Below are 21,526 nucleotides of genomic sequence, written 5' to 3'. Positions count from 1 at the left end.
CATGCCTAGCTCAGGGCGTGCTGAGGGACAATGGATCGACCCGGGCCTCGCCTGCGATCATTCCGGCCGCTGCGCGGTCGTGGCGTAGATAGGCGATGCCGCGCCCGCCGGATTGGGTGTAGAGCGTGCCTGCGGGTTTGCCCTCGGCGGTCAGGATTTCGCTGCCGATGGGGGCAGCGCCATGGACGGCGACCATGGTCAGACCTTTGCGCAACTCGGTTTTGTGTTTCATCCGGGCCGTTACCTCTTGGCCGACGTAACAGCCCTTGCGGAAATCCACACCATTGAGGCGCTCGAACCCGGCCTCGAGGATAAAGGTGTCAGGGGTCAGTTCGATCCCGGTTTCGGGGATGCAATGGGCCACGCGAATCCGCTCGAAATCGCTGCCGTCGTCGCCCTCTGCATCGCCATAGAGCCGCCAGCCCAAGTCCGGGTGGCGCGGGTCTGTGAGTGCGCCCGCAGGGGCGGGGCCAGTGCCACGCCGAACCTTGAGGTCGGTTTGGGTGAGGGTCACATCAGCGCGCAGTTTGTACATGGTCAGGCGCTGCAAGAGCATCGGCGCAAGGCTGTCATCGACGTCGATCCGGATGGTATCGCCTTGGCGCGACACCAGGAAGTCGGCCAGATATTTGCCTTGAGGCGTCAGGATGGCGGCATAGACCAGCCCCTGATCGAGTTTGTTTAGGTCGTTTGTCACCAAGCCTTGCAGGAAATGCAGGGCGTCTTTGCCGGTGATCTGCAGAATGCGGCGCGTCATGCCTCTTCCCCCGTGTTGTTCGCCCGTAATATAGGTCACGAAAGCAGACACAACAGGGGTCGTCATGCGCGCAGCACTCTCGGTGGTGATTCCGACACGGAATGCAGGGGCAAGTCTGCCTGTCTGTCTTGCCGCGTTGATGGAGGGGCTGGAGGCAGGTTTGATCCGTGAATTGGTCGTGACCGATGGCGGGTCGGGCGATGCCACGGTGCAGATTGCCGATGCGGCGGGGGCGGTGATCGTTCAGGGGGCGGCGTCCCGCGGCGGGCAATTGCGGCGTGGGGCGCATGTGGCGGGCGGGGACTGGTTGCTGTTTCTGCATGCCGATACGGTTTTGCCTGTTGGATGGGCGGGCGCGGTCAGCGCGCAAATGGCGTTGGGTGGACCCGCCGCCTTTCGGCTGTCGTTTGATGCGACCGGGGTGATGCCCGGACTGGTGGCGGGCTGGGCCAATCTGCGCAGTCGGGTGCTGGGCCTGCCCTACGGGGATCAGGCGCTCTTGATCGCGCGCAACGACTATGAGGCGGTGGGCGGATTTGCCGATATTCCGCTGATGGAGGATGTCGCTATGGCGCGCGCGCTCAAGGGCGGCATTGCGCTCTTGCCGCTGGCGGTCACCACCTCTGCGGCGCGGTATCGGCGCGAGGGGTGGCTGCGGCGGGGGGCACGCAATCTCTGGACGCTGATCCGCTATCTCTGCGGGGCCGACCCTGTGCGGCTGGCTGAGGCGTATCGGCGCAAGGACTAGAGGCGCACGGAATTCTTGAAAAATTCCGGACAAGAAAATTTTGAATTTTCTTGTCTCAACGCGACGTGGGAACGACGACCTCGGACAGGGGCAAGAGCGCGCGGCCGCGATTGACGCCGCTTGCCAAGGGCGTAAGGTGCGCCGCGAAGAAGCAGGAGATCCCCCCACATGAGCCTCGCCCACGGTCGCGCCTATCTGGCCATTCCCGGCCCCTCGGTCATGCCAGAAGAGGTGCTGCGTGCCATGCACCGCGCCGCCCCGAATATCTATGAGGGCGAGCTGATCGAGATGACGGCGGGGCTTATTCCCGACTTGCGCGCTGTCGCGCGCACGCGCCAGCATGCGGCGATCTATATCTCGAACGGGCATGGCGCGTGGGAGGCGGCGCTCGCCAATACGCTGCAACCCGGCGACCGGGTGCTGGTGCCGGCCACGGGGCGGTTTGGGCATGGCTGGGCGGATGTGGCGCAGGGGCAGGGGATTGCGGTCGAGATGCTGGATTTCGGCAAGCGGTCGCCGATTGATCTCAACCGACTGGAAGACGTGCTGCGCGCCGATAAGGCGCAGAGGATCAAGGCGGTTCTGGCCACCCATGTCGATACGTCCACCTCGGTCCTCAATGACATTGCCGGGGTGCGGACGGCACTGGATGCGGCCGGGCATCCGGCGCTCTTGATGGCCGATTGCATCGCCTCGCTGGCCTGTGACCGGTTCGAGATGGACGCTTGGGGCGTCGATGTGATGGTGGCGGGCAGCCAAAAGGGGCTGATGGTGCCGCCGGGTCTGGCGTTTGTGTTCTTTTCCGACAAGGCGGCGGAGGCGCGCAAGAAGATGCCTCTGGTCAGTCGCTACTGGGATTGGACCAATCGGGCCGATCCGCAGATGTTTTATCAGTATTTCGGCGGCACCGCGCCCACGCATCACCTTTACGGGTTGCGCGCGGCGCTCGACCTGATCGCAGCGGAGGGCGGGATCGAGGTGGTTTGGGCGCGGCATGACCGGCTGGCGCGGGCCATCTGGGCCGCGTGCGAGACCTGGGGGCAGGTGGGGCCGCTGGAATTGAATATCGCCGATCCCGCCTTGCGCAGCCGGGCCGTGACCGCGCTTCGGATCGGCGCGCCGCATGGGTCGCGGTTGCGGTCCTGGGTGCAGGATCATGCAGGCGTGACGCTGGGGATCGGGCTTGGCATGGCCGAGCCGGGTGATCCGGCGTGGCATGGGTTTTTCCGCATCGGCCATATGGGGCATGTCAATGCGCATATGGTTCTGGGGGCGCTTGCTGCGATTGAGGCCGGGCTTACGGCGCTCGATATTCCGCATGGTGAGGGCGGGCTGGCGGCGGCCGCTCGGGTGATTTCGGGTAAGGGTTAGGGGGCGGGCGGGGTTGGCCTGACGGGGACGTTTGGCTAATGCGGGGCGACGCGCGGCGCCCTTCGGGCGTGATTCCGCGCGCAGGGGTTTGGGACGAAAGGCAGCAAAGAGGCCATTCGCGTCCGTCCGGAGGGTCTTTGCACCTGACCTCAGTCGCGCAGATGCGTTTCCAGCCAGTGTTCCAGCCAGTGGATGTTGTAATTCCCGGACTGGATGTCGTCTTCCTGCAAGAGCGCGTGAAAGAGCGGCACGGTGGTGTCGACGCCATCGACGATCAATTCGCCAAGGGCGCGGGCGAGACGCTGGAGGGCGCTGTGACGGTCCTTGCCATGCACGATCAGCTTGGCAATCAGGCTGTCGTAATAGGGCGGGATCTTGTAGCCGTCATAGAGCGCCGAATCCATCCGCACGCCCAGACCGCCGGGGGCGTGAAACTGGGTGATCCGACCGGGACGCGGCGCAAAATCGGGCAGTTTCTCGGCGTTGATGCGGACCTCTATGGCGTGACCATTGATGATCAGATCGTCCTGCGTAAAGGACATCGGCAGGCCTTCGGCGACGCGGATCTGTTCCTGCACAAGATCGACGCCAAAGATCGCCTCGGTCACGGGATGCTCGACCTGCAACCGCGTGTTCATCTCGATGAAAAAGAAGTCGCCCTTTTCATAGAGAAACTCGATGGTGCCTGCACCGCGATACTGGATATTCGCGCAGGCGTCGGCGCAGATCTTGCCGATGCGGGCGCGCTCTTCGGCGGTGATGCAGGGGCCGGGGGCCTCTTCCAGCACCTTTTGATGGCGGCGTTGCAACGAGCAATCGCGCTCACCCAGATGCACGGCGCGGCCCTTGCCATCGCCGAACACCTGAATTTCGATATGGCGCGGCGTGGTCAGATATTTCTCGATATAGACCTCGTCATTGCCAAAGGCGGCTTTGGCCTCGGAACGCGCCGTGAGAAACGCCTTTTCCAACTCGGCGGCGGTCTGCGCCACCTTCATGCCGCGCCCGCCGCCTCCGGCGGTGGCCTTGACGATGATCGGAAAGCCGATGTCAGCGCAGAGCGCCTGTGCCTCTTTGAGGTTGGCGACGCCGCCCTCTGAGCCGGGCACGCAGGGCACACCAAGCGCCTTCATCGTGTCCTTGGCGGTGATCTTGTCGCCCATGATGCGGATATGTTCGGCGGACGGGCCGATGAATGTCAGGCCGTGATCCTCGACGATCTGCACGAAATTGGCGTTCTCCGACAGAAATCCATAGCCCGGATGGATCGCCTGCGCACCCGTGACCTCACAGGCGGCGATGATCGAGGGGATCGACAAATAGCTCTCGGACGAGGCGGGCGGGCCGATGCAGACGGATTCATCAGCCATGCGCACATGCATGGCGTCGGCGTCGGCGGTGGAATGCACGGCGACGGTCTTGATCCCCATCTCACGGGCGGCGCGGATCACGCGGAGGGCAATCTCGCCCCGGTTGGCGATCAGGATTTTCTCGAACATGTGCAGCGGGCCTTATTCGATGATCATCAGGGGCGCGCCATATTCGACCGCCGCGCCATCCTCGATCAGGATGCGTTTGACGGTGCCACCGCGCGGGGCGGGAATATGGTTCATCGTCTTCATCGCCTCGATGATCAGGAGGGTGTCGCCCTCAGAGACCTGCGTGCCCACGCTGACAAAGGCGGGTGCGCCGGGTTCTGCCTGCATGTAGACGGTGCCGACCATGGGCGATGTCACGGCGCCGGGATGGCTTGCGGGGTCTTCGGCGGGCGCTGCGGCTGCCGGGGCCGAGGCGGCGGAAGGGGCGTGCATCTGGGCGGGCGCGGCGGGGGGAGCGTAATGGGTGGTGACAGTCTCGCCCCGGCGACTGACGCGCACGTTGAGCGTGTCTGAGTCGCCGTATTCACGTTTGACCGAAAGTTCGGTCAGATCGTTCTCGTTCAAGAGTTCCGCCAACGCCTTGATAAAGGCCACGTCCGATTCATGGGATTTGTTCGACATATCTTCCTCGACCACAGCGCGATGATGTCCCGTCCGGGGCTCATGGCATTTTGTTTTGGCCGCTTATAGGGCAAGGCGGAGGCTGAGAAAAGCGGCCATTGCCCCTTAATCTGGGGGTGGGAGGGCAATTTTGCGAGAGGCGCGCGTATTCAAAGCGGCATGCCTGAGAGTTTGGCCACGAGTTCCGCGAGGTTGCGGGCCTGAAATTTCTCAAGCAGGCGGGCGCGGTAGACCTCGATCGTGCGGTAGCTGAGGCCGAGATCAAGGCCGATTTCCTTGGAGGTGAGGCCACGACAGGTGAGAATCGCCACTTCGCGTTCGCGTTGCGTGAGTTGCACCATGGGGCGTTCGTTCGAGAGATCGGAAAACGACCAGATGCCGCGCTGAAACGGGGCTTCGGGGGTGAGGGATTGGCCGCGCACCCGGCACCAGAAGAGCGTGCCATCGCGCCGTTTCATCACCCGCTCGTCGGAATAGCGACCGGTCTTGCGCATGATCGAGAGCGCATCCGCCCCGATGCGGCGATAATCCTCAATCGAGGGATAATAGCGGGCGAGGGGGATGTTGATGTAATCGGCCGGGGCATCGCCAAAGATCACGGCAAATTTTTGATTGCACTGCCGGATGATGCGGTGTTCCAGCAGCGCGAGGCCCACGGGGGCGTGGTCAAAGGCGAGTTCCTTGATCTCCATGGCGGTCTCCATGGCCCGTTTATGGCGCGCGGGATGCGGCGCGCCAAGGGCTTTGCGTGTTTCTACGGAATTGTGCCGGGGCTTTGTCGGTGGTTTGGTGGCGACGGGGAGGATTGGGTGATGAATATCGGGATTTGGCTGGAGCGGGCGGCGCAGGCGTGGCCCGCGCGCGAGGCACTGTTTCAGGGAGTCGCGCGGGTTGCGGATTATGCGGGATTTGACCGGGCGGCCCGCGAGGTGGCGGGCGTGCTTGTCGCGCAGGGCGTGACCCCCGGCGACCGGGTGGTGATTTTCATGGGCAACGCGCCAGAGTATCTCTTGGCGCTCTATGGCATTTGGTATGCCGGGGCCGCCGCCGTGCCGATCAATGCCAAGCTGCATGGCGCAGAGGCGGCGTGGATCATCGCGGACGCGGGCGCGCGGGTGGTTCTGGCGGATGCGGCCCGGCGGGAGGCCTTGGCCGAACAGGGTGTTGCGGCGCAGGCGGTGGCGCGGGGCGAGGCCGTGGCCGAGGTGGCGACACGCGCGCCGGGGGATCTGGCGTGGCTGTTTTACACCTCCGGCACCACGGGGCGGCCCAAGGGGGTGCGGATCACGCATCGGATGCTGGTGGCGATGTCGCTGAGCTATCTGGCGGATGTGGATGAGGTGACGGGCGCGGATGCCACGCTCTACGCAGCGCCGATGAGCCATGGCGCGGGGCTCTATGCGATGGTTCATGTGCTGCGCGGGGCGCGACATGTGTGCCCGGCGTCGGGCGGGTTTGACGAGGATGAGATCTTCGATCTCGCACGGCATCATGGCCGGGTGCATATGTTTGCCGCCCCGACGATGGTCAAGCGGCTGACCGCGCAGGCGCGTGTGAGCGGCGAGACCGGCGCGGGGCTGCGCAGCGTGGTTTATGCCGGGGGGCCGATGTATCTGGCCGATATTCTGGAGGCGGTTGAGGTCTTTGGGCCGGTTTTCCTGCAAATCTACGGGCAGGGGGAATGCCCGATGGCGATTACGGCGCTGTCCCGCGCCGATGTAGCGGATCGCAACCATCCGCGTTGGCGCGAACGGCTGGCCTCGGTGGGCCGCGCGCAATCGGTGGGGGAGGTGCGGATTGCCGATGAGACAGGCGCGGAGGTGCCGCCGGGCAAGGTCGGTGAAATCCTTGTGCGCGGTGATGCGGTGATGCCGGGGTATTGGCAGAACGACGATGCCAGTGCCAAGGCGCTCAAGGGCGGCTGGCTCTGGACAGGTGATCTGGGACGGATGGACGGTGACGGCTATGTGACCTTGCAGGATCGGTCCAAGGACATGATCATCTCGGGCGGCAGTAATATCTATCCGCGCGAGGTGGAGGAGGTGCTCTTGACCCACCCGTCGGTGTTTGAGGCGGCGGTGGTGGGGCAGGCAGACCCGGAATGGGGTGAGGTGGTGGTGGCCTTTGTGGTTTGCAACGGGGCATTGGACGCGGCGGCGCTTGACGCGCATTGCCTGAGCCAGATCGCCCGGTTCAAGCGGCCCAAACGCTATATTGCGGTGCCGGAACTGCCCAAGAACAATTACGGCAAGGTGCTCAAAACCGAGTTGCGGGGGCGTTTCGCCGAGTAACCTCACCTTGTTTTCGCCGATCAAAGGCGCTAGATGCGTGGGGTCAAGCGGTCGCAGCCTACCCGCTTTAAAAAACAAGGATGAAAGATGAGGACGATTGTTATCTGCTCTGGCGGGCTCGATTCCGTATCGCTCGCCCACAAGGTGGCCGCTGAGCATGAATTGGCGGGGCTTCTGAGCTTTGATTACGGGCAACGCCATGTGAAAGAGGTGGAGTACGCCGCCGCTTGCGCGCGCCGTCTGGGGGTGCCGCATAAGGTGGTGGATATTCGCCAGATTGGCGCGGCGCTGTCGGGATCGGCGCTGACCGATGATGTGGCGGTGCCGGATGGGCATTATGCCGAAGAGACCATGAAAATCACCATCGTACCCAATCGCAATGCGATCATGCTCGCCATTGCCTTTGGCATGGCGGCGGCGGAAAAGGCGGATGCCGTGGCCACGGCGGTGCATGGCGGCGATCATTTCATCTACCCCGATTGCCGCCCCGGTTTCATCAACGCGTTTCAGGCGATGCAGGATGCGGCGCTGGAGGGCTATGCCGAGGTCACGCTCTACACGCCGTATCTCAACGGCTCGAAGGGCGATATCGTCACCGATGGCGCCAAGCATGGCACGCCCTTTGCCGAGACATGGTCCTGCTACAAGGGTGGTGCGAAACATTGCGGGCGTTGCGGCACCTGTGTGGAGCGGCGCGAGGCGTTTCATCTGGCCGGGGTGGTTGACCCCACAGAGTATGAGGATCGCGATTTCTGGCTGACGGCTGTGGCCGGGCGGGGGGCGTGATGTACCGGATCACCAAGGAATTCCATTTTTCCGCGTCGCATCAACTCTTTGGCCTACCTGAGACGCATCAATGCGCGCGGCTGCATGGGCATAATTACATCGTGGTGGTGGAACTGACCGCAGCGGAATTGAACGCGAATGGGTTCGTGCGCGATTACCTCGATCTGGGTGATCTGAAGCGGTATATCGACGACACGCTGGATCACCGGCACCTGAATGATGTGCTGGGGGATGATTGCGTGACCGCCGAGCGGTTGGCCAAGCATCTCTTTGACTGGTGCCGTGCCCGCTGGCCCGAAGTGACCGCGGTCAAGGTCAGCGAGACGCCGAAGACATGGGCGGAGTATCGTCCGTGAGCGAGGCGATCCGGGTTTCGGAAATCTTTGGTCCGACCATTCAGGGCGAGGGCGCATTGATCGGTCAGCCGACGGTTTTTGTGCGCACAGGAGGCTGTGATTATCGCTGCGTCTGGTGTGACAGCCTGCACGCGGTAGACTCGGCCTATCGCGAGACTTGGGTGCCGATGAGCGCAGAGGCTGTGATGGCCGAGGTGGTGCGCCTCTCGGGTGAGCGGCCAATCATGGTGACGCTCTCGGGCGGCAATCCGGCGATTCAGCCGCTGGGGGCGTTGATCGACCTGGGCCATGCGCAGGGCTATCGGTTTGCGATGGAAACCCAAGGCTCTGTCGCGCGCGACTGGTTTGCGGCGCTCGATATGCTGGTGCTCAGCCCCAAGCCGCCGTCATCTAGCATGGTGGTGGATTGGGCGCTGTTCGAGGAATGTGTTGCGGCGGCCAAGGGGGCGGCGACCGTGCTCAAGATCGTGGTGTTCGACGCGGTAGATTACCGATGGGCGCGCGAGGTTGCGGGGCGGTATCCTGATCTGTCGCTCTATTTGCAACCGGGCAATCACACGCCGCCGCCGCCCGAAGATGATGCTGCAACCGTGGATCAGGACGGCATCGACGACCGCATGCGCTGGTTGGTGGAGCGGGTAACGGACGACGGATGGTTTGACGCAAAGGTGCTGCCGCAACTGCATGTGATGCTCTGGGGCAACAAGCGCGGGGTGTGAAGGAGAGAGCGATGAGCGAGAATATCTACAAGGACCTCAAGCAGTTGGGTGGTGCTGCACAGATACCGCAGACCCCCGAAGAGGCGCTATTGGAGCGGGTCTCCAATCCGCAGGCGGATGTGCAGTATAACGTGCGGTTTATCGCGCCCGAGTTCACCTCGCTCTGTCCGATGACGGGACAGCCTGATTTTGCGCATCTGGTGATTGATTATGTGCCGGGCAAATGGCTGGTCGAGAGCAAATCGCTCAAGCTTTACCTGACCAGCTTCCGCAATCACGGCGCGTTCCATGAGGATTGCACGATTTCGATTGCGCGGCGCTTGGTGGCGTTTCTGGAGCCGCAGTGGCTGCGGATTGGCGGCTATTGGTATCCGCGTGGCGGGATTCCGATTGACGTGTTCTGGCAGACCGGAGTGATGCCTGAGGGGGTTTGGATCCCCGACCAAGGCGTGCCACCCTATCGCGGGAGAGGGTGAAGGGCAGGGTCTGGCCTCAAGGGGACGGACGGCCCAGCGATCGCGCGGCGCCCTTCGGGCTTGATGCCGCGCGTAAGCGCTTGGAGCCGACGTCACCTAAAGGCCAAGACCCTACACTTTTTGCATCAGCAAGGCACGGTGCGATAGGTGCCGTCGCCATTCGAGTAGGCGCACTGGTTCTTGGCGGTGTTGCGGGCCACAAGCGTGCCTGCGGCAGCGCCTGCCAGTGCCGAAACGACGGTCCAGCCGGAACTGGCGTCAAAGGCGGAGGCGAGCAACGCGCCACCGGCTGCGCCGGCCGCACCGCCGACCAGTTCACGGTCGCTGACCCCTTCCATGCAGCCAGCAAGGGCAAGGCTGGTGACGCTGGCGAGAATAAGACTGCGGTTCATGGGAATCCCCTTTTGAATTGTTTTAGATACCTGGATTATCGATTAACGCGGCAAAAGGGGATTTGTTCCGTCCGGGAAACCGGATGAGCAGGGAGTTACCGCCTAGAGCATGGGTGGCGGGGGTCTGCGGCGCGCGCCCGAGAGGGCGTTGCCCGCAATCGCAGTCAAAAGGATCGTGCCGCCAATCAGGGTATTCGGGGTGGCCGTCTCGCCGAGCACAAGCCAGACCCAGACCGGGCCCAGCACCACTTCGGCCAAGGACAGAAGCGTCAGTTCGGCGGCCGGCACGGTCTTGGAACCGATGGTATAGAGGATCAGCCCCAAACCCACCTGAAACACGCCCATTCCGAGCGAAATCCCCATGTCGCCGGGGGTGATCCTGAGCGACAGGCCAAGCCAGAGGCAGATGATCGCCATCAGCACCATGCCAAAGACACCCGACAGAAAGACGGCGGGCATCATCTCGGTTGCCTTGCCCCAGCGGAGGGTGATGGTGAAGGTCGCGAACCCCACCGCAGAGCCGATGGCGGCGAGATTGCCCAAGAGGGCGGCCCCGGCGAACTTGTCCCAGACCATCACCGCGATGCCACAGCCCGCAACGAGAATGGCGACCCATGTTTGGGGCCGCACATATTCGCCAAGGATCACGCGGCCAAGGACAGCGGCCAAGAGGGGAGAGCAGGCGAAAAGCATCATTGCATTGGCGACGGATGTGGTCTGGATGGCAAAGATCGCGCCTGTGTAGGCCGCAACCAGTGACAGCCCGCCAATCACCCCCGGCCAACCCATGCGCCACGCAAGGCGCAGCGGATCTTGTCCGGTGCGCAGGCGGATCACCCCATAGAGCAACAGCGTCATCGAGACAGAGCGGTAGAACAGAATCTGCCAGACCTGCGCCTCGTCAATCAGGCGAATGCCAAGACCCACTGTGGACCAGACCAGACCGGCGAGAAACACAAGGCCATAGCCGCGCAGGTCACGTTCGGACCGGGTCAGGACGGTGGTCATTTGGCGCTTTCTTCTTCGGGGATTTGGGGCGGCAGGGGGCTGCCGGGGGCAAAGATCGCCTCGGCGGTGACAGGCACCTCGTCGCTATGGCGTGCTGCGCGCAATTCGCGCCAGCCGAGATAGAGGCCAGAGGCAATGATCAACGTCATGCCGGCGAGGACATTCAGCGCCGGAACTTCGTCCCAGAGCACATAGGCAAGGATCGCGGCAAAGGGCAGGTAGGTATAGTCAAAGGGGGCCACGAGGCTTGCGTTTGCGATCTGGTATGCCCGCGAGACCAGCGAATAGGCGGCCATACCGATGGCCCCCAAAAGAGCAAGGCGTGGCAGGTCGCCAAACGCCTCGGGCGGTAAGGCCCAGCGCAGGTGGTGGGTGGCCGGGGTGATCTCGATCACCTGATTGACCAGCCAGCCCATCGGCAGGATCAGCAGCCCGGCGAAGGTGAGGGTATAGAGGCCCACGGTCAATGTGCTCTCGCGGTCGCCGATCTGACGGGCGATGATCTGCGAGATGGCGTAGGTCACAGCGCAGAGCAAGGGCAGGATCGCCACCCAAGAGAAATTCTCGCCCGCCGGGTTCATGGCGATCAGCACGCCGATAAAGCCCACGACGAGGGCTGCGCAGCGATGCGGTCCGATCGTTTCACGCAAGAAGACCGAGGCGAAGAGTGCGGTGATCAGCGGCGCGGAGAAGAAGATTGTGCTGACCTCGGCCAGTCCCATGAACGGGAAGGCCGCGTAGAACATGGAAAAGCCTGTGGCGAAGAGGAAGGCGCGCAAGAGATGCAGCGGCCAAAGTGGCGTCAGCAGGCGGTGCGGGGCTCCGAGAATCAAGATGAGGGGCGTCATCACCAAGAGGGTCACGACGGAGCGCACGAAAATCAGCAACCACACCGGATAGAGGGTCAGCAGCGTTTTCATCATGGCATCCTGCCCGACAAAGAGCAGCATGGCGATTTCGACGCAGAGGATCCCCTGCAGCGCGCGCGACGGCGCGGGGGTGGGATGTGCCGAAAGCGTGGCCATGGGGGTCCATTTCTATGAGTTTGGCGCGCGCGCCGCCGTGTCTTAGGGTTGTCTCACGCTGGGGAGATCAAAAGCGACTGTCGCGCCTCTTTGCGACGCGGATGCGTAAAAACCGGGCAGGGGTCTGCGCGGGCACCGGGGTGCTGATGGCCATTGTGTCGGGGTGGCAGGCTTGTACGAAAACGTGACCTCGGATATGGGCGTAAGAATATTGCGCGCCGCGTTATTTTCGTGGAATAAACAGGCTGTAAACTTATAGACAAGTCTTGTGCGCTTGTTGTAAAAAAATTCTCGCGCTCACAGATGGCCCACAGATAGCCCTCCGGGACAAGGACTCGCCAGATGCCGGACCGGCTCATGATCGGCACCAGAATTCGCGAGAGGCGGGTGTTGAATGGTATCCGGCAATCGGATCTGGCACAGCAGGCCGGGATTTCGCCCTCCTATCTCAACCTGATCGAGCACAATCACCGCCGGATCGGGGGCAAGACCCTGCTGAAGCTTGCGGAGGCGCTCAAGGTTGAGCCGTCGCAATTGACCCAAGGTGCTGAAGTGACGTTGATTTCCGGTCTGCGCGAGGCGGCGGGCAAGCCTGATACGGATGGGCCGGAACTGGACCGGATCGAGGAATTCGCCGGGCGCTATCCCGGCTGGGCGGGGCTGTTGAACGAGCTGCGTCGCCGCAATCAGGCGTTGGAGCGCACCATCGAGACATTGACCGACCGTCTGGCGCATGACCCGTTTCTGTCGGATTCGCTGCATGAGGTGATTTCGGCGGTGACGGCGATTCGGGCGACGTCTTCGATTCTGGTCGAAACCGAGGCGATCGAGCCGGAATGGCAGGCGCGGTTTCATCGCAACATCAACGAGGACAGCGCGCGGTTGACCGAAGGCGCGCAGGCCTTGGTGCGGTATCTGGAGGCGGCCCCCAATACCGAGGCGGAACTGACGTCGCCACAGGACGAAATGCATGCCTTTCTGGCCGCGCGCGGCTATCATCTGGCGGAATTGGAGCGCGAGATGGCGGGGCCACGCGATGTGGCGCGGTTGATCGAGGCGGCCGCGGCGCAGGGCATGTCGAGTCCGGCTCAGAGCCTGACGCGCGACGCGCTTTTGCGGTATATGGAGGATGCGCAGGCCTTGCCGCTCAGGGCGTTTCTGGCGCGGGTGGGGATGCTGGGGCTGAGGCCCGACCGATTGGCAGAGGCGACGGGGGCGGATATGGCGCGGGTGTTCCGGCGTCTGGCGAGCCTGCCGGAGGCAGAGGTGGGTCCGGTCGGTCTGGTAATTTGCGATGCGTCGGGCACCTTGACGTTTCGCAAGCCGATTGGCGGATTTGCCATGCCGCGTATGGCGGGGGCCTGCACGCTCTGGCCGCTCTATCAGGTGCTGAGCCAGCCGCAGGTGCCCATTCGGATGCGGTTGCGGCAGGCGGGGCGCGGGGCCGAGGTGGTTGAGGCCTTTGCCGTGGCCGCACAGGCTGTGGCTGCGGGCTTTGATCGACCGCCGCTGATGCAGGCGCTGATGTTGCTTTTGCCCGATCCGGGCGAGGCGGGGGGCGGGTTGCGTCAGATGGGGGTGAGTTGTCGGATCTGTCCGGTGCCCGACTGTGCGGCGCGGCGTGAGCCGTCGATCGTCGCCGAAGGGTTATGACGGGATGGACGGGCAGACAGACAAACGCGCGGCAGCGCCTGCGCGCGCAACGGAGGGGAGGCCAGTTGCATGAGTAAGAGGGTTCTGGTGATCGAGGATGAACCGAACATCATCGAGGCTGTCAGCTTTATCCTGTCGCGGGATGGCTGGGAGGTGAAGACCCACGCGAATGGCCATGATGCGATGGAGGCGGTGCGCGCCCGCGCGCCTGATCTGATCATTCTGGATGTGATGCTGCCCGGCAAGAGCGGCTTTGACATCCTTCAGGAAATCCGCGCCGATGCCGTCTATGGCCGCACGCCGGTCCTGATGCTGACGGCACGCGGCCAGACCAAGGATCGCGAGATGGCAGAGCGTGCCGGAGCCAGCCAATACATGACCAAGCCGTTTTCCAATGCCGATGTGCTGGCGGCGGTACGGGCGCTGGTGGTGCCATGAGTCCCGAACGCAGCCCGCTGTTTCTGGCGCGGCGCACCTATCGGCTGCGGCGTTTGTCGGATGCGGCGCGGATGCTGCCGATTGCCGGGGCGGTGTTGTTCTCTCTGCCGCTCTTGTGGGAGACTAGGGAGGTGAGCACCACGGATGCGATGTTCTACATCTTTGGTCTCTGGATCGTGCTGGCGGTGATCGCGGGCGTGATTTCGACGCGACTGCGCCCCGCTGATACCGAGGACGACCCGAAAGGATCGCAGGAGCGCTAGATGACGATCCTCAACGCCCTCATCCTTGTTTGCGTGCTTTATGTGGTGTTTCTCTTTGCCGTGGCCTTTGCGGCGGATCGTGCGGCGCTGCGCGGGCGCGGAAGCTGGCTGCGCTCGCCCTATGTCTATACGCTGTCGCTGTCGATCTATTGCACGGCCTGGACGTTCTACGGCGCGGTCGGTTTTGCCGCGCGGTCGGGGCTGGAATTCGTCACGATCTATCTGGGGCCGACGTTGATCATGATCGGCTGGTGGTGGACCCTGCGCAAGATGGTGCGGGTGGGGCGCAGTCAGCGGATCACCTCGATCGCCGATCTGATTTCCTCGCGCTATGGCAAGTCCAACCTGCTGGCGGTGATCGTGACGGTGTTGGCGGTGATCGGCACGACGCCCTATATCGCGCTGCAATTGCAATCGGTGACGCTGTCCTTTGCCGCCTTTGCCGAGACCGATCCCACGGCCACGACCCTGCCGGACATGCAATCCACGGCGCTTTGGGTGGCGGGGGGGCTGGCGCTCTTTACCATTCTTTTCGGCACGCGCAATCTGGATGCGAACGAGCGCCATCACGGCGTGGTCATGGCCATCGCGCTGGAGGCGGTGGTCAAGCTCTGTGCGCTCTTGGCGGTCGGGATCTTCGTGGTCTGGGGCCTATCCGGCGGGGTGGCGGCGACGCTCGACCGGATCGACGCCTCGGCCATTGCACGCTTTGAGGTGTCGGGCAGTCGCTGGGTTGGTCTTACGATGCTGTCGGCGGCGGCGTTTCTGTGCCTGCCCCGTATGTTTCAGGTGATGGTGGTCGAGAATGAGGACGAGGACCACCTGCGCACCGCGGCCTGGGCCTTTCCGACCTATCTGATGCTGATGAGCCTCTTTGTCGTCCCCATCGCGGCGGTGGGGCTGGAGGTGATGCCAGCAGGGGCCAATCCCGATCTCTTTGTGCTGACCCTGCCGTTGATGGATGGGCGCGACGGGCTGGCGATCCTGTCGTTCCTCGGTGGGTTTTCCAGCGCCACCTCGATGGTCATCGTGGCCGCCATCGCGCTTTCGACCATGGTGTCAAACCATGTGGTCATGCCGCTCTGGCTGCATTTTTCGGGAAGTGCGGCGATGGTGTCGGGGGATGTGCGGCATGTGGCGCTCCTTGCGCGGCGGCTTAGCATCGCGGGGGTCGTGCTATTGGGCTATGTGTATTTCCGCCTGTCGGGAGGGGGAACCGCGCTGGCGGCGATTGGCCTGATCGCCTTTGCCGGTGTGGCACAGTTCATGCCGGCCCTGATGGGCGGGCTGTTCTGGCGCGGTGCCACGCGCACGGGGGCCTTGGCGGGGCTCTGTGTCGGGGCGACGGTTTGGATCTATTGCCTCTTCCTGCCAAGTTTTGGACCCTCGGTTGTGCTGCCGCAGGTGGTGTTTGACGAGGGGCTCTTTGGCCTGAGTTGGCTGCGGCCCCGCGCGCTATTCGGGGCCGAGGGGATGGACCCGGTGGTGCATGCGGTGCTGTGGTCGATGCTGCTCAACACCGCCGCCTTTGTCCTTGGCTCGCTGCTCAGCTTTCCGCAGCCGGTCGAGCGGTTGCAGGGCGCGCAATTCGTCAATGTGTTCGATCATTCCGGCACGCCCGGCGGCTGGACCGGCGGCATGGCGCAGAGCGAAGATCTGTTGATCATGGCGCAACGCATCATGGGGGCGACCGAGGCGCAGGCGCTCTTTGCCGAGGCCGCCAAGCGGCAAGGGCTGGCGGGGTACCTGCCCGAACCCAGCCCGACGTTCCTGCAAGAGCTGGAGCGGGAATTGTCGGGGTCGGTCGGGGCTGCCACGGCCCATGCGATGATCAGCCAGATCGTCGGAGGGGCTGCGGTCTCGGTCGAGGATCTGATGGCGGTAGCGGATGAAACCGCGCAGATCATGGAATATTCCAGCCAGCTTGAGGCGAAATCGCAGGAACTGGCCCGGACCGCGCGACAGCTCCGGCAGGCCAATGAAAAGCTGACACAGCTTTCGGTGCAAAAGGACGGGTTCCTGAGCCAGATCAGTCATGAGTTGCGCACGCCCATGACGTCGATCCGGGCGTTCTCGGAAATCCTGCGCGACACCGGAGATCTGACACCAGAGGAGCAGAACAAATATGCCTCGGTGATCCATGACGAGGCGGTGCGCCTGACACGGCTCTTGGATGACCTCTTGGATCTCAGCGTGCTGGAGAACGGCCAGGTCGTGCTGCATGTGCAGACCGGATCGCTGGCTGACCTCCTCGACCGGGCGGAACGCGCGGCGGGGGTGCAGGGCGGCACGCTCCGGGTGGTGCGCGACCGTGTGGCCGAGGCTGTGGAATTGACCACCGATCTTGACCGATTGGCGCAGGTGTTCATCAATCTCATCGCCAATGCACGCAAATATTGTGACGGGCAGCCGCCGGTGCTGACCATCCGCACAGCGGTGGTGGACGGGCAGTTGGTGATTGACTTTACCGACAACGGATCGGGCATCGCGCCCGCGCAACAGGCTGTTATTTTTGAGAAATTCTCACGTATTGGGCAGCACCAGGCGGGGGGGGCGGGCCTTGGCCTTGCGATTTGCCGCGAGATCATGGCCCGGTTGGAGGGCGCGGTCAGCTATTTGCCGGGACAGAAGGGCGCGGCATTTCGCGTGACCTTGCCACTGATGGCGCGCATGGCGGCGCAGTAGCGGCGCGCGGTTTTCGGGTCTGCCTAAAGGAAATCGTAACCATGCCTGCCTAGGGTTGCCCCATAGGCTTCAGAAGGGGGCGATGGCGCAGGCTATGGGATCGCAGGATCACAGTTCGGTCATTCAACGCATGGCACAGGCGGCACGGGGCGGATTTGACAGCCGTCAAATGTCCCCGGCCAAGGCGTTGCGGCTGGCGCTGGCTCGGGTGGCGGATTCGCTCTTTGGCCTTGGCGTAACGGTCGCTACGGTCGAGCAGATGCGTTTGCCGTTGGCTGAGGTTGCCCAGCATCTGAGCGATGAGGGACTCTTGGTGCATCTTGATGGAGCGGGGGGCGCGCGGGGGGCGTTCTGTCTTGATCCGCAGTTTTTGGCGGGGTTGATCGAGGTGCAAACCACGGGGGCCGTGCGCCCCGCCGTGGCGCGGCCCCGTGCCGCCACGCGCACCGATGCGGCGATGGTCGCGCCGCTGATTGATGCGGTGATGGCCGAGTTTGACAGCCAGATGACAGCCGAGGTCGAGGGCTATCTGGCGCGCGGCTTCAGCTTTGGCGACTTGGTCGAGGATACGCGCGCGCTGTCGCTTGTGCTTCTGGCTCCAGATTACGACTTGCTGCGGTTGACGGTCGATTTGGGGCCGGGGGCCAAGACAGGGCGTCTCGACCTGCTGGTGCCGGTGGTGCCACTGCCCGTCCGCGCAGCGCCTGGGGCGGGCGCATTGGTGGACGGCTCGGCGCCTCTGGACGGGGTGGTGCGCAATGCGCCGGTGGTGCTTGATGCGGTGATGGCCCGGATGCGGTTGCCGTTGCGCGATGTCTGGGCGTTCAAGCCCGGCGATTTGGTGCCGATCCCGCGTGAGGCACTGGGCGAGACGCAACTGATGGGCACCAAGGGGCATATGGTGGCCATCGCACAGCTGGGACAGATGAACGGCTGGCGCGCGCTGCGCCTGATCGCGGGCGGGGCTGCCCCGCTGCCCGACCTGCCCGACCCAGAGGATGAGACCGCGACGCAGGTGCCGGTTGCCGGTGCCGCAAGCGCATCGCCGCCGCGCACGGGTCGCGATCTCGTGTCTCTGTCCGACGCCGGTCAGAACCGAGAGCCGGCGTGAACCGGCGCATTGGTGCCGATCCACCCGCCTCGGTTGACTTGCATCAATGACCAAAGCGCGCCGGTTTGATAGACTGAGGACAATCAAGGAGGGTTCTCATGCTGGAGACAGAAAAGTATCGGTCGGCGCTGATGGCGCGTCTGGGTGAATTGGATAAACGCCTGCACGCGATTGAAGGTGAATTGGATTCAACAAGATCCAAGGATTGGGACGATGCTGCGATCGAGCGCGAAGGTGACGAGGTTCTCGAGCATCTGGGTCAGCACGGTCAGGAAGAGGTGGCGCGAATTCGTGCTGCGCTCGACCGCATCCGCAAGGGGGCTTATGGCATCTGTGCCAAATGCGAAGAGCCAATTTCCGCCGACCGGCTGGATATTCTGCCGGAAACGCCGCTGTGTCGGAGCTGTGCTGCGCAGGTATCCTGAAATCGGTCACGCATCTGTTACGGGTGCGGCCTATGTTATAGCTTCAAAGCGAAAAACACGTTAGAGTTGCAATTGCCACCAGGGAGGACGACCATGACCAATACTTGCACTGAGCTTGATCGCCTACAGCATCAAATTGGGCAGGCGGATGCCGAAACCCGCCACAGAATGGAGCCGCAGTTGCGCCGCATGATCGAGCGGCTGCGCGCCGAGGGGCTGGCGGTTCCCGACCAGACCAAGAGCCTGCATGAGGTCTTGCTCTGCGAGGCCATTGAGGCACAATTCGAGAACATGCCGGTCTGATCCTGCCGCTTCTTCCGTCAGACGCTTGCGCATGGGGATTTTCCCCTTAGAACTAGTGCACAGGTGTGTTTGATGGGCGGGGACGGTGTGACAGGGCAAATACGTCAAGAGGTGCGCGACGGGGTGGCGGTGTTGCTGCTCGACCGGCCCGTGGCCAATGCCTTGGCTGCTGAGCTGCGCGCAGAGTTGCGGCGCGCTCTGGAGGCCGCTGCGGTGGCCGAGGACGTGCGCGCCGTTGTTCTGGCCGGGGCCGGGACGGGGTTTTCCTCGGGCGTGGACCTGACGGAATACGATGGCCCTTTGGCGGAGCCGTGGATTGATACGCTCTCCAGTCTGATTGAGGACTATCCCAAGCCGGTGATTGCAGCCCTGCATGGCACCACGTTTGGGGCCGGTTTGGCGCTGGCGCTGGCAGCGCACGCGCGCGTGGCACAGTCCGAGGCGCGATTGGCCTCGCCTGAGATCACGCTTGGCATGGTGCCGGGGGGCGGTGTGACCCAACGGTTGCCGCGCCTTTTGGGGGCGCAGATCGCGTTGGAAGTGATGCTGGGGGGACAGACGGTGCGGGCCTCTGATCCGCGGTTGCGGCGGCTCTTTTCCCAGATCACGCCCGAGACTCCAGTGCCCGCCGCCATTGAACTTGCGCGCAGGCTGGCCGATCAGGGGCATTGGCCGCGCAGTTGCGAGGCGACGCGTGGCCTGTCTGATCCGGCCGGATATCAGCGCGCCATCGCCGTCGTGGCCGAGCGGCTGAAGGGGCAGGCCGGGGCGGCGTCGGACATTCTGCGCGCCGTTGAGGCCGCGCAGCTCTTGCCCTTCGCGCAGGGAGTAGACTTTGAGTCTGCGCTGTTCGAGGATCGGTTGCGCAGCCCCGAAGCACAGGCTCAGCGGCATATCTATGCCGCCGAGCGGCGGGCCGCAGGCATGCCGGAATTGGCGCAGGGGGCGGCCCGCGACATGGGCCGGATCAGCCTCTTTGGGGCGGGTCTTGGCGATGTCGCGCTATTGCTGCTGGAGGGTGGCAGGCAGGTTCAGAGCGATGCGCCGGACCTGCCTGCCGGGGTGGCGCGCGCGCTCGATGCGCTGATGACGCAGGGCAAGATAGACGCCGCCACCTCTGCGGTGCGGCAAGCGCGGCTTCAGGTCGGCACCGAGCCTGCCGATCTGGTGCTCGATGCGCGCGGCGAGGAGGTGGAGGGTGCGGCGCTGGTGGTGCCACTCGATACGGGACGCGGGCTGGCGGGGGCGCGACTGGGGCTGCGGCTCTTCCGTCCGGCGCAGAGTTTGCGGCTGGCCGAACTCGCGGTTTCTGAGACCGCCGAGCCCGGTGATGTCGCAAGCCTTGCGCGGCTCTGGTCCGGGTTGGGCGTGACGGCGGTGCGCGCGGCGCAGCCTGCCGCTGGTCCGGGGCTGGGCCATGTGATGATGGGCGCGCTCTGTCTGGCCGGGCTGGAGATGGTGCGCCGTGGGATGACGCCCCTGCGGGTGGATCAGGCGGCGCAGCGGCTCGGGTTTCGGGCGGGGCCGTTCCTGATGATGGATGTCGAGGGCTTGCCGGCGGTGGCGGCGCGGCTGCGTGTGGTGGCGGACTGGCTGGAGTGCCCCGCGCCCGGCGCGGATGATCCCTTGGCCGAGCGGCTGGCCAAGGGGGCGGTGGGCCGAACGGTCGGGCGCGGATTCTATGACCATCCAAGCGACGGACCACGCCCGCCCAAGGGTCTGGCCGGGCCGGGGCGTGATCCGGGTGAGGTGCTGGGCGTCGTTCCGCCACGGCATGCGCTGCATGCGGCGCTGGTCGGGGCGGCGATGCAGCTATTGGCGCGCGGTGCGGTGCAACGGGCCTCGGATCTCGATGTGCTGATGGTGCGGGGTTACGGCTATGACCGGGCGCGCGGCGGGCCGCTCTGTGTGGCGGATCAGAGGGGGATGTTGGCGATTTTGCGGGACATCAAGGCGCTTGCCCCGATGGAGTCGCCGCTCTGGCAGGTGCAGCCGATGCTGGTCGATATGGTCAAGAACGGTGAAGGATTTTTTGGCAGACGGGCCAGCACATAGGGCGTTCAGCCGAGCAGAATGCCGACGACGACCATCATCAGACCAATCACGGACAAGAAAAGTGCGCCAGTGTTCAGCGGCACCACCTTTTGCACGGCGGCGCGCAGGTCAGCGTCGGACAGACCGGCCTTGCGGGCCTTCCAGACCTTGAGGATACACCAGATGAGCGTCGCCAGACCGGCAAGTGACAGAGCAGCCCCCACCCAGATCATGATCTCCATAGTCTGCTCCTCTTTGCATCACCGCCCCGGCGCTAGAGCAATTTTTCGAGCATTGCAAGCCGCGCGGCAAATGGCCCTTGCACCGCATCCGACGCGGCGCTAGTCAGAAACCCCAACCGACCGGAGATCAGGCCATGGACGATATGAATTCCGATAGCAGCTACCGCGTCACCGCCGATGAGTTGCGCCAGTTCATCGAGCGGTTCGAGCGGCTCGAAGCCGAGAAGAAAGACATCGCCGACCAGCAAAAGGAAGTGATGGCCGAGGCCAAGGGGCGCGGCTATGACACCAAGGTCATGCGCAAGGTGATCGCCCTGCGCAAACGCGACAAGGACGATATCGCCGAGGAAGAAGCGGTGCTCGAGATGTATAAGGAAGCGCTCGGGATGGCCTAAGCGCCGAGACAGGCGCAATACCGTGACGATCAAAAAAGGCGCGCCCCC

General features: G+C 63.9%; 24 protein-coding genes. 16 read left to right on the top strand and 8 right to left on the bottom strand.

From position 1 onward, the window contains the following. Positions 1 to 10 precede the first annotated feature (10 nt). Positions 11 to 757: a CAF17-like 4Fe-4S cluster assembly/insertion protein YgfZ gene (gene ygfZ, locus ACSSVY_RS16175; RefSeq protein ID WP_454270605.1), complete on the bottom strand. Its 747-nt coding sequence runs from the start codon at positions 755 to 757 to the stop codon at positions 11 to 13. A gap of 64 nt (positions 758 to 821) precedes the next feature. Here ygfZ and ACSSVY_RS16170 point away from each other — a divergent pair, with 64 nt between their 5' ends. Further along, complete coding sequence (locus ACSSVY_RS16170; RefSeq protein ID WP_454270604.1) at positions 822 to 1,505, top strand: TIGR04283 family arsenosugar biosynthesis glycosyltransferase; 684 nt, start codon at positions 822 to 824, stop codon at positions 1,503 to 1,505. Positions 1,506 to 1,673: 168 nt separating this feature from the next. Beyond that, positions 1,674 to 2,876, top strand: coding sequence for a pyridoxal-phosphate-dependent aminotransferase family protein (locus tag ACSSVY_RS16165; protein WP_454270603.1), 1,203 nt, complete (start codon positions 1,674 to 1,676; stop codon positions 2,874 to 2,876). A gap of 149 nt (positions 2,877 to 3,025) precedes the next feature. On the opposite strand, the gene accC is transcribed toward ACSSVY_RS16165, so the two are convergent. The 3 genes from accC to ACSSVY_RS16150 all read right to left on the bottom strand — a co-directional run bounded on the left by accC (position 3,026) and on the right by ACSSVY_RS16150 (position 5,568). Beyond that, positions 3,026 to 4,375, bottom strand: coding sequence for an acetyl-CoA carboxylase biotin carboxylase subunit (gene accC, locus ACSSVY_RS16160; protein ID WP_454270602.1), 1,350 nt, complete (start codon positions 4,373 to 4,375; stop codon positions 3,026 to 3,028). Between the two features lie 12 nt (positions 4,376 to 4,387). Next, the gene (accB, locus tag ACSSVY_RS16155) at positions 4,388 to 4,876 is read right to left on the bottom strand and encodes an acetyl-CoA carboxylase biotin carboxyl carrier protein (protein ID WP_454270601.1); all 489 of its coding nucleotides are present in this window, start codon (positions 4,874 to 4,876) and stop codon (positions 4,388 to 4,390) included. Positions 4,877 to 5,025: 149 nt separating this feature from the next. Then, positions 5,026 to 5,568 (bottom strand): LuxR C-terminal-related transcriptional regulator, encoded by a 543-nt coding sequence (locus ACSSVY_RS16150; protein ID WP_454270661.1) that lies wholly within the window; start codon positions 5,566 to 5,568, stop codon positions 5,026 to 5,028. A 120-nt stretch (positions 5,569 to 5,688) separates the two neighbouring features. On the opposite strand from ACSSVY_RS16150, the gene ACSSVY_RS16145 reads away from it, so the two are divergent. The 5 genes from ACSSVY_RS16145 to queF all read left to right on the top strand — a co-directional run bounded on the left by ACSSVY_RS16145 (position 5,689) and on the right by queF (position 9,504). Further along, entirely contained in the window at positions 5,689 to 7,167 is a 1,479-nt protein-coding gene (locus ACSSVY_RS16145; protein WP_454270660.1) for a class I adenylate-forming enzyme family protein, read from the top strand. An 87-nt stretch (positions 7,168 to 7,254) separates the two neighbouring features. Further along, on the top strand, positions 7,255 to 7,953 hold the full coding sequence (gene queC / locus ACSSVY_RS16140) for a 7-cyano-7-deazaguanine synthase QueC (protein ID WP_454270600.1): 699 nt from the start codon (positions 7,255 to 7,257) through the stop codon (positions 7,951 to 7,953). Beyond that, the gene (gene queD / locus ACSSVY_RS16135) at positions 7,953 to 8,309 is read left to right on the top strand and encodes a 6-carboxytetrahydropterin synthase QueD (RefSeq protein WP_454270599.1); all 357 of its coding nucleotides are present in this window, start codon (positions 7,953 to 7,955) and stop codon (positions 8,307 to 8,309) included. Before queC ends, queD begins: the two co-directional genes overlap by 1 nt. Continuing rightward, on the top strand, positions 8,288 to 9,028 hold the full coding sequence (queE, locus tag ACSSVY_RS16130) for a 7-carboxy-7-deazaguanine synthase QueE (RefSeq protein ID WP_454270598.1): 741 nt from the start codon (positions 8,288 to 8,290) through the stop codon (positions 9,026 to 9,028). The genes queD and queE overlap by 22 nt, the downstream gene beginning before the upstream one ends. 11 nt (positions 9,029 to 9,039) lie before the next feature. Then, positions 9,040 to 9,504 (top strand): preQ(1) synthase, encoded by a 465-nt coding sequence (gene queF / locus ACSSVY_RS16125; RefSeq protein ID WP_454270597.1) that lies wholly within the window; start codon positions 9,040 to 9,042, stop codon positions 9,502 to 9,504. A 125-nt stretch (positions 9,505 to 9,629) separates the two neighbouring features. On the opposite strand, the gene ACSSVY_RS16120 is transcribed toward queF, so the two are convergent. The 3 genes from ACSSVY_RS16120 to ACSSVY_RS16110 all read right to left on the bottom strand — a co-directional run bounded on the left by ACSSVY_RS16120 (position 9,630) and on the right by ACSSVY_RS16110 (position 11,929). Then, complete coding sequence (locus tag ACSSVY_RS16120; protein WP_454270596.1) at positions 9,630 to 9,896, bottom strand: glycine zipper 2TM domain-containing protein; 267 nt, start codon at positions 9,894 to 9,896, stop codon at positions 9,630 to 9,632. Between the two features lie 102 nt (positions 9,897 to 9,998). Then, a complete protein-coding gene (locus tag ACSSVY_RS16115) occupies positions 9,999 to 10,904 on the bottom strand; it encodes a DMT family transporter (protein ID WP_454270595.1) in 906 nt (301 codons plus the stop codon). Further along, on the bottom strand, positions 10,901 to 11,929 hold the full coding sequence (locus ACSSVY_RS16110) for a DMT family transporter (RefSeq protein ID WP_454270594.1): 1,029 nt from the start codon (positions 11,927 to 11,929) through the stop codon (positions 10,901 to 10,903). The genes ACSSVY_RS16115 and ACSSVY_RS16110 overlap by 4 nt, the downstream gene beginning before the upstream one ends. 342 nt (positions 11,930 to 12,271) lie before the next feature. On the opposite strand from ACSSVY_RS16110, the gene ACSSVY_RS16105 reads away from it, so the two are divergent. The 8 genes from ACSSVY_RS16105 (at position 12,272) to ACSSVY_RS16070 (ending at position 20,862) form a co-directional block, all read left to right on the top strand. After that, a complete protein-coding gene (locus ACSSVY_RS16105) occupies positions 12,272 to 13,582 on the top strand; it encodes a helix-turn-helix domain-containing protein (protein ID WP_454270593.1) in 1,311 nt (436 codons plus the stop codon). Positions 13,583 to 13,651: 69 nt separating this feature from the next. Further along, positions 13,652 to 14,020 (top strand): response regulator transcription factor, encoded by a 369-nt coding sequence (locus ACSSVY_RS16100; protein WP_040650567.1) that lies wholly within the window; start codon positions 13,652 to 13,654, stop codon positions 14,018 to 14,020. Continuing rightward, a complete protein-coding gene (locus ACSSVY_RS16095; RefSeq protein WP_454270592.1) occupies positions 14,017 to 14,283 on the top strand; it encodes a hypothetical protein in 267 nt (88 codons plus the stop codon). The genes ACSSVY_RS16100 and ACSSVY_RS16095 overlap by 4 nt, the downstream gene beginning before the upstream one ends. Next, entirely contained in the window at positions 14,284 to 16,968 is a 2,685-nt protein-coding gene (locus tag ACSSVY_RS16090; RefSeq protein ID WP_454270591.1) for an ATP-binding protein, read from the top strand. 82 nt (positions 16,969 to 17,050) lie between these two features. Beyond that, positions 17,051 to 18,079 carry a FliM/FliN family flagellar motor switch protein gene (locus ACSSVY_RS16085; protein ID WP_454270590.1) on the top strand — a complete coding sequence of 343 codons (1,029 nt, stop codon included), beginning with the start codon at positions 17,051 to 17,053 and terminating at the stop codon, positions 18,077 to 18,079. A gap of 98 nt (positions 18,080 to 18,177) precedes the next feature. After that, positions 18,178 to 18,504 carry a TraR/DksA family transcriptional regulator gene (locus ACSSVY_RS16080; protein WP_454270589.1) on the top strand — a complete coding sequence of 109 codons (327 nt, stop codon included), beginning with the start codon at positions 18,178 to 18,180 and terminating at the stop codon, positions 18,502 to 18,504. 93 nt (positions 18,505 to 18,597) lie between these two features. Further along, positions 18,598 to 18,807: a hypothetical protein gene (locus ACSSVY_RS16075; RefSeq protein ID WP_454270588.1), complete on the top strand. Its 210-nt coding sequence runs from the start codon at positions 18,598 to 18,600 to the stop codon at positions 18,805 to 18,807. 72 nt (positions 18,808 to 18,879) lie between these two features. Continuing rightward, positions 18,880 to 20,862 carry an enoyl-CoA hydratase-related protein gene (locus ACSSVY_RS16070; protein ID WP_454270587.1) on the top strand — a complete coding sequence of 661 codons (1,983 nt, stop codon included), beginning with the start codon at positions 18,880 to 18,882 and terminating at the stop codon, positions 20,860 to 20,862. Positions 20,863 to 20,867: 5 nt separating this feature from the next. Here the strand turns inward: ACSSVY_RS16070 and ACSSVY_RS16065 are convergent, their stop codons facing one another. Further along, positions 20,868 to 21,083: a hypothetical protein gene (locus ACSSVY_RS16065; protein WP_009818109.1), complete on the bottom strand. Its 216-nt coding sequence runs from the start codon at positions 21,081 to 21,083 to the stop codon at positions 20,868 to 20,870. A 134-nt stretch (positions 21,084 to 21,217) separates the two neighbouring features. On the opposite strand from ACSSVY_RS16065, the gene ACSSVY_RS16060 reads away from it, so the two are divergent. Further along, entirely contained in the window at positions 21,218 to 21,478 is a 261-nt protein-coding gene (locus ACSSVY_RS16060; RefSeq protein WP_009818110.1) for a DUF2312 domain-containing protein, read from the top strand. The last annotated feature ends 48 nt before the right edge of the window (positions 21,479 to 21,526 follow it).

This window comes from Roseovarius sp. MBR-51 (genome assembly GCF_053628575.1).
The sequence above is the reverse complement of the archived record's forward strand: the minus strand, read 5'-3'. Positions and strand labels throughout refer to the sequence as shown.

What these genes read in the sequence shown, in the direction of transcription:
- ygfZ (WP_454270605.1), bottom strand. Translation starts at nt 757, where the DNA reads ATGACGCGCCGCATTCTGCAGATCACCGGCAAAGACGCCCTGCATTTC.
- ACSSVY_RS16170 (WP_454270604.1), top strand. Translation starts at nt 822, where the DNA reads ATGCGCGCAGCACTCTCGGTGGTGATTCCGACACGGAATGCAGGGGCA.
- ACSSVY_RS16165 (WP_454270603.1), top strand. Translation starts at nt 1,674, where the DNA reads ATGAGCCTCGCCCACGGTCGCGCCTATCTGGCCATTCCCGGCCCCTCG.
- accC (WP_454270602.1), bottom strand. Translation starts at nt 4,375, where the DNA reads ATGTTCGAGAAAATCCTGATCGCCAACCGGGGCGAGATTGCCCTCCGC.
- accB (WP_454270601.1), bottom strand. Translation starts at nt 4,876, where the DNA reads ATGTCGAACAAATCCCATGAATCGGACGTGGCCTTTATCAAGGCGTTG.
- ACSSVY_RS16150 (WP_454270661.1), bottom strand. Translation starts at nt 5,568, where the DNA reads ATGGAGATCAAGGAACTCGCCTTTGACCACGCCCCCGTGGGCCTCGCG.
- ACSSVY_RS16145 (WP_454270660.1), top strand. Translation starts at nt 5,689, where the DNA reads ATGAATATCGGGATTTGGCTGGAGCGGGCGGCGCAGGCGTGGCCCGCG.
- queC (WP_454270600.1), top strand. Translation starts at nt 7,255, where the DNA reads ATGAGGACGATTGTTATCTGCTCTGGCGGGCTCGATTCCGTATCGCTC.
- queD (WP_454270599.1), top strand. Translation starts at nt 7,953, where the DNA reads ATGTACCGGATCACCAAGGAATTCCATTTTTCCGCGTCGCATCAACTC.
- queE (WP_454270598.1), top strand. Translation starts at nt 8,288, where the DNA reads ATGGGCGGAGTATCGTCCGTGAGCGAGGCGATCCGGGTTTCGGAAATC.
- queF (WP_454270597.1), top strand. Translation starts at nt 9,040, where the DNA reads ATGAGCGAGAATATCTACAAGGACCTCAAGCAGTTGGGTGGTGCTGCA.
- ACSSVY_RS16120 (WP_454270596.1), bottom strand. Translation starts at nt 9,896, where the DNA reads ATGAACCGCAGTCTTATTCTCGCCAGCGTCACCAGCCTTGCCCTTGCT.
- ACSSVY_RS16115 (WP_454270595.1), bottom strand. Translation starts at nt 10,904, where the DNA reads ATGACCACCGTCCTGACCCGGTCCGAACGTGACCTGCGCGGCTATGGC.
- ACSSVY_RS16110 (WP_454270594.1), bottom strand. Translation starts at nt 11,929, where the DNA reads ATGGCCACGCTTTCGGCACATCCCACCCCCGCGCCGTCGCGCGCGCTG.
- ACSSVY_RS16105 (WP_454270593.1), top strand. Translation starts at nt 12,272, where the DNA reads ATGCCGGACCGGCTCATGATCGGCACCAGAATTCGCGAGAGGCGGGTG.
- ACSSVY_RS16100 (WP_040650567.1), top strand. Translation starts at nt 13,652, where the DNA reads ATGAGTAAGAGGGTTCTGGTGATCGAGGATGAACCGAACATCATCGAG.
- ACSSVY_RS16095 (WP_454270592.1), top strand. Translation starts at nt 14,017, where the DNA reads ATGAGTCCCGAACGCAGCCCGCTGTTTCTGGCGCGGCGCACCTATCGG.
- ACSSVY_RS16090 (WP_454270591.1), top strand. Translation starts at nt 14,284, where the DNA reads ATGACGATCCTCAACGCCCTCATCCTTGTTTGCGTGCTTTATGTGGTG.
- ACSSVY_RS16085 (WP_454270590.1), top strand. Translation starts at nt 17,051, where the DNA reads ATGGCGCAGGCTATGGGATCGCAGGATCACAGTTCGGTCATTCAACGC.
- ACSSVY_RS16080 (WP_454270589.1), top strand. Translation starts at nt 18,178, where the DNA reads ATGCTGGAGACAGAAAAGTATCGGTCGGCGCTGATGGCGCGTCTGGGT.
- ACSSVY_RS16075 (WP_454270588.1), top strand. Translation starts at nt 18,598, where the DNA reads ATGACCAATACTTGCACTGAGCTTGATCGCCTACAGCATCAAATTGGG.
- ACSSVY_RS16070 (WP_454270587.1), top strand. Translation starts at nt 18,880, where the DNA reads ATGGGCGGGGACGGTGTGACAGGGCAAATACGTCAAGAGGTGCGCGAC.
- ACSSVY_RS16065 (WP_009818109.1), bottom strand. Translation starts at nt 21,083, where the DNA reads ATGGAGATCATGATCTGGGTGGGGGCTGCTCTGTCACTTGCCGGTCTG.
- ACSSVY_RS16060 (WP_009818110.1), top strand. Translation starts at nt 21,218, where the DNA reads ATGGACGATATGAATTCCGATAGCAGCTACCGCGTCACCGCCGATGAG.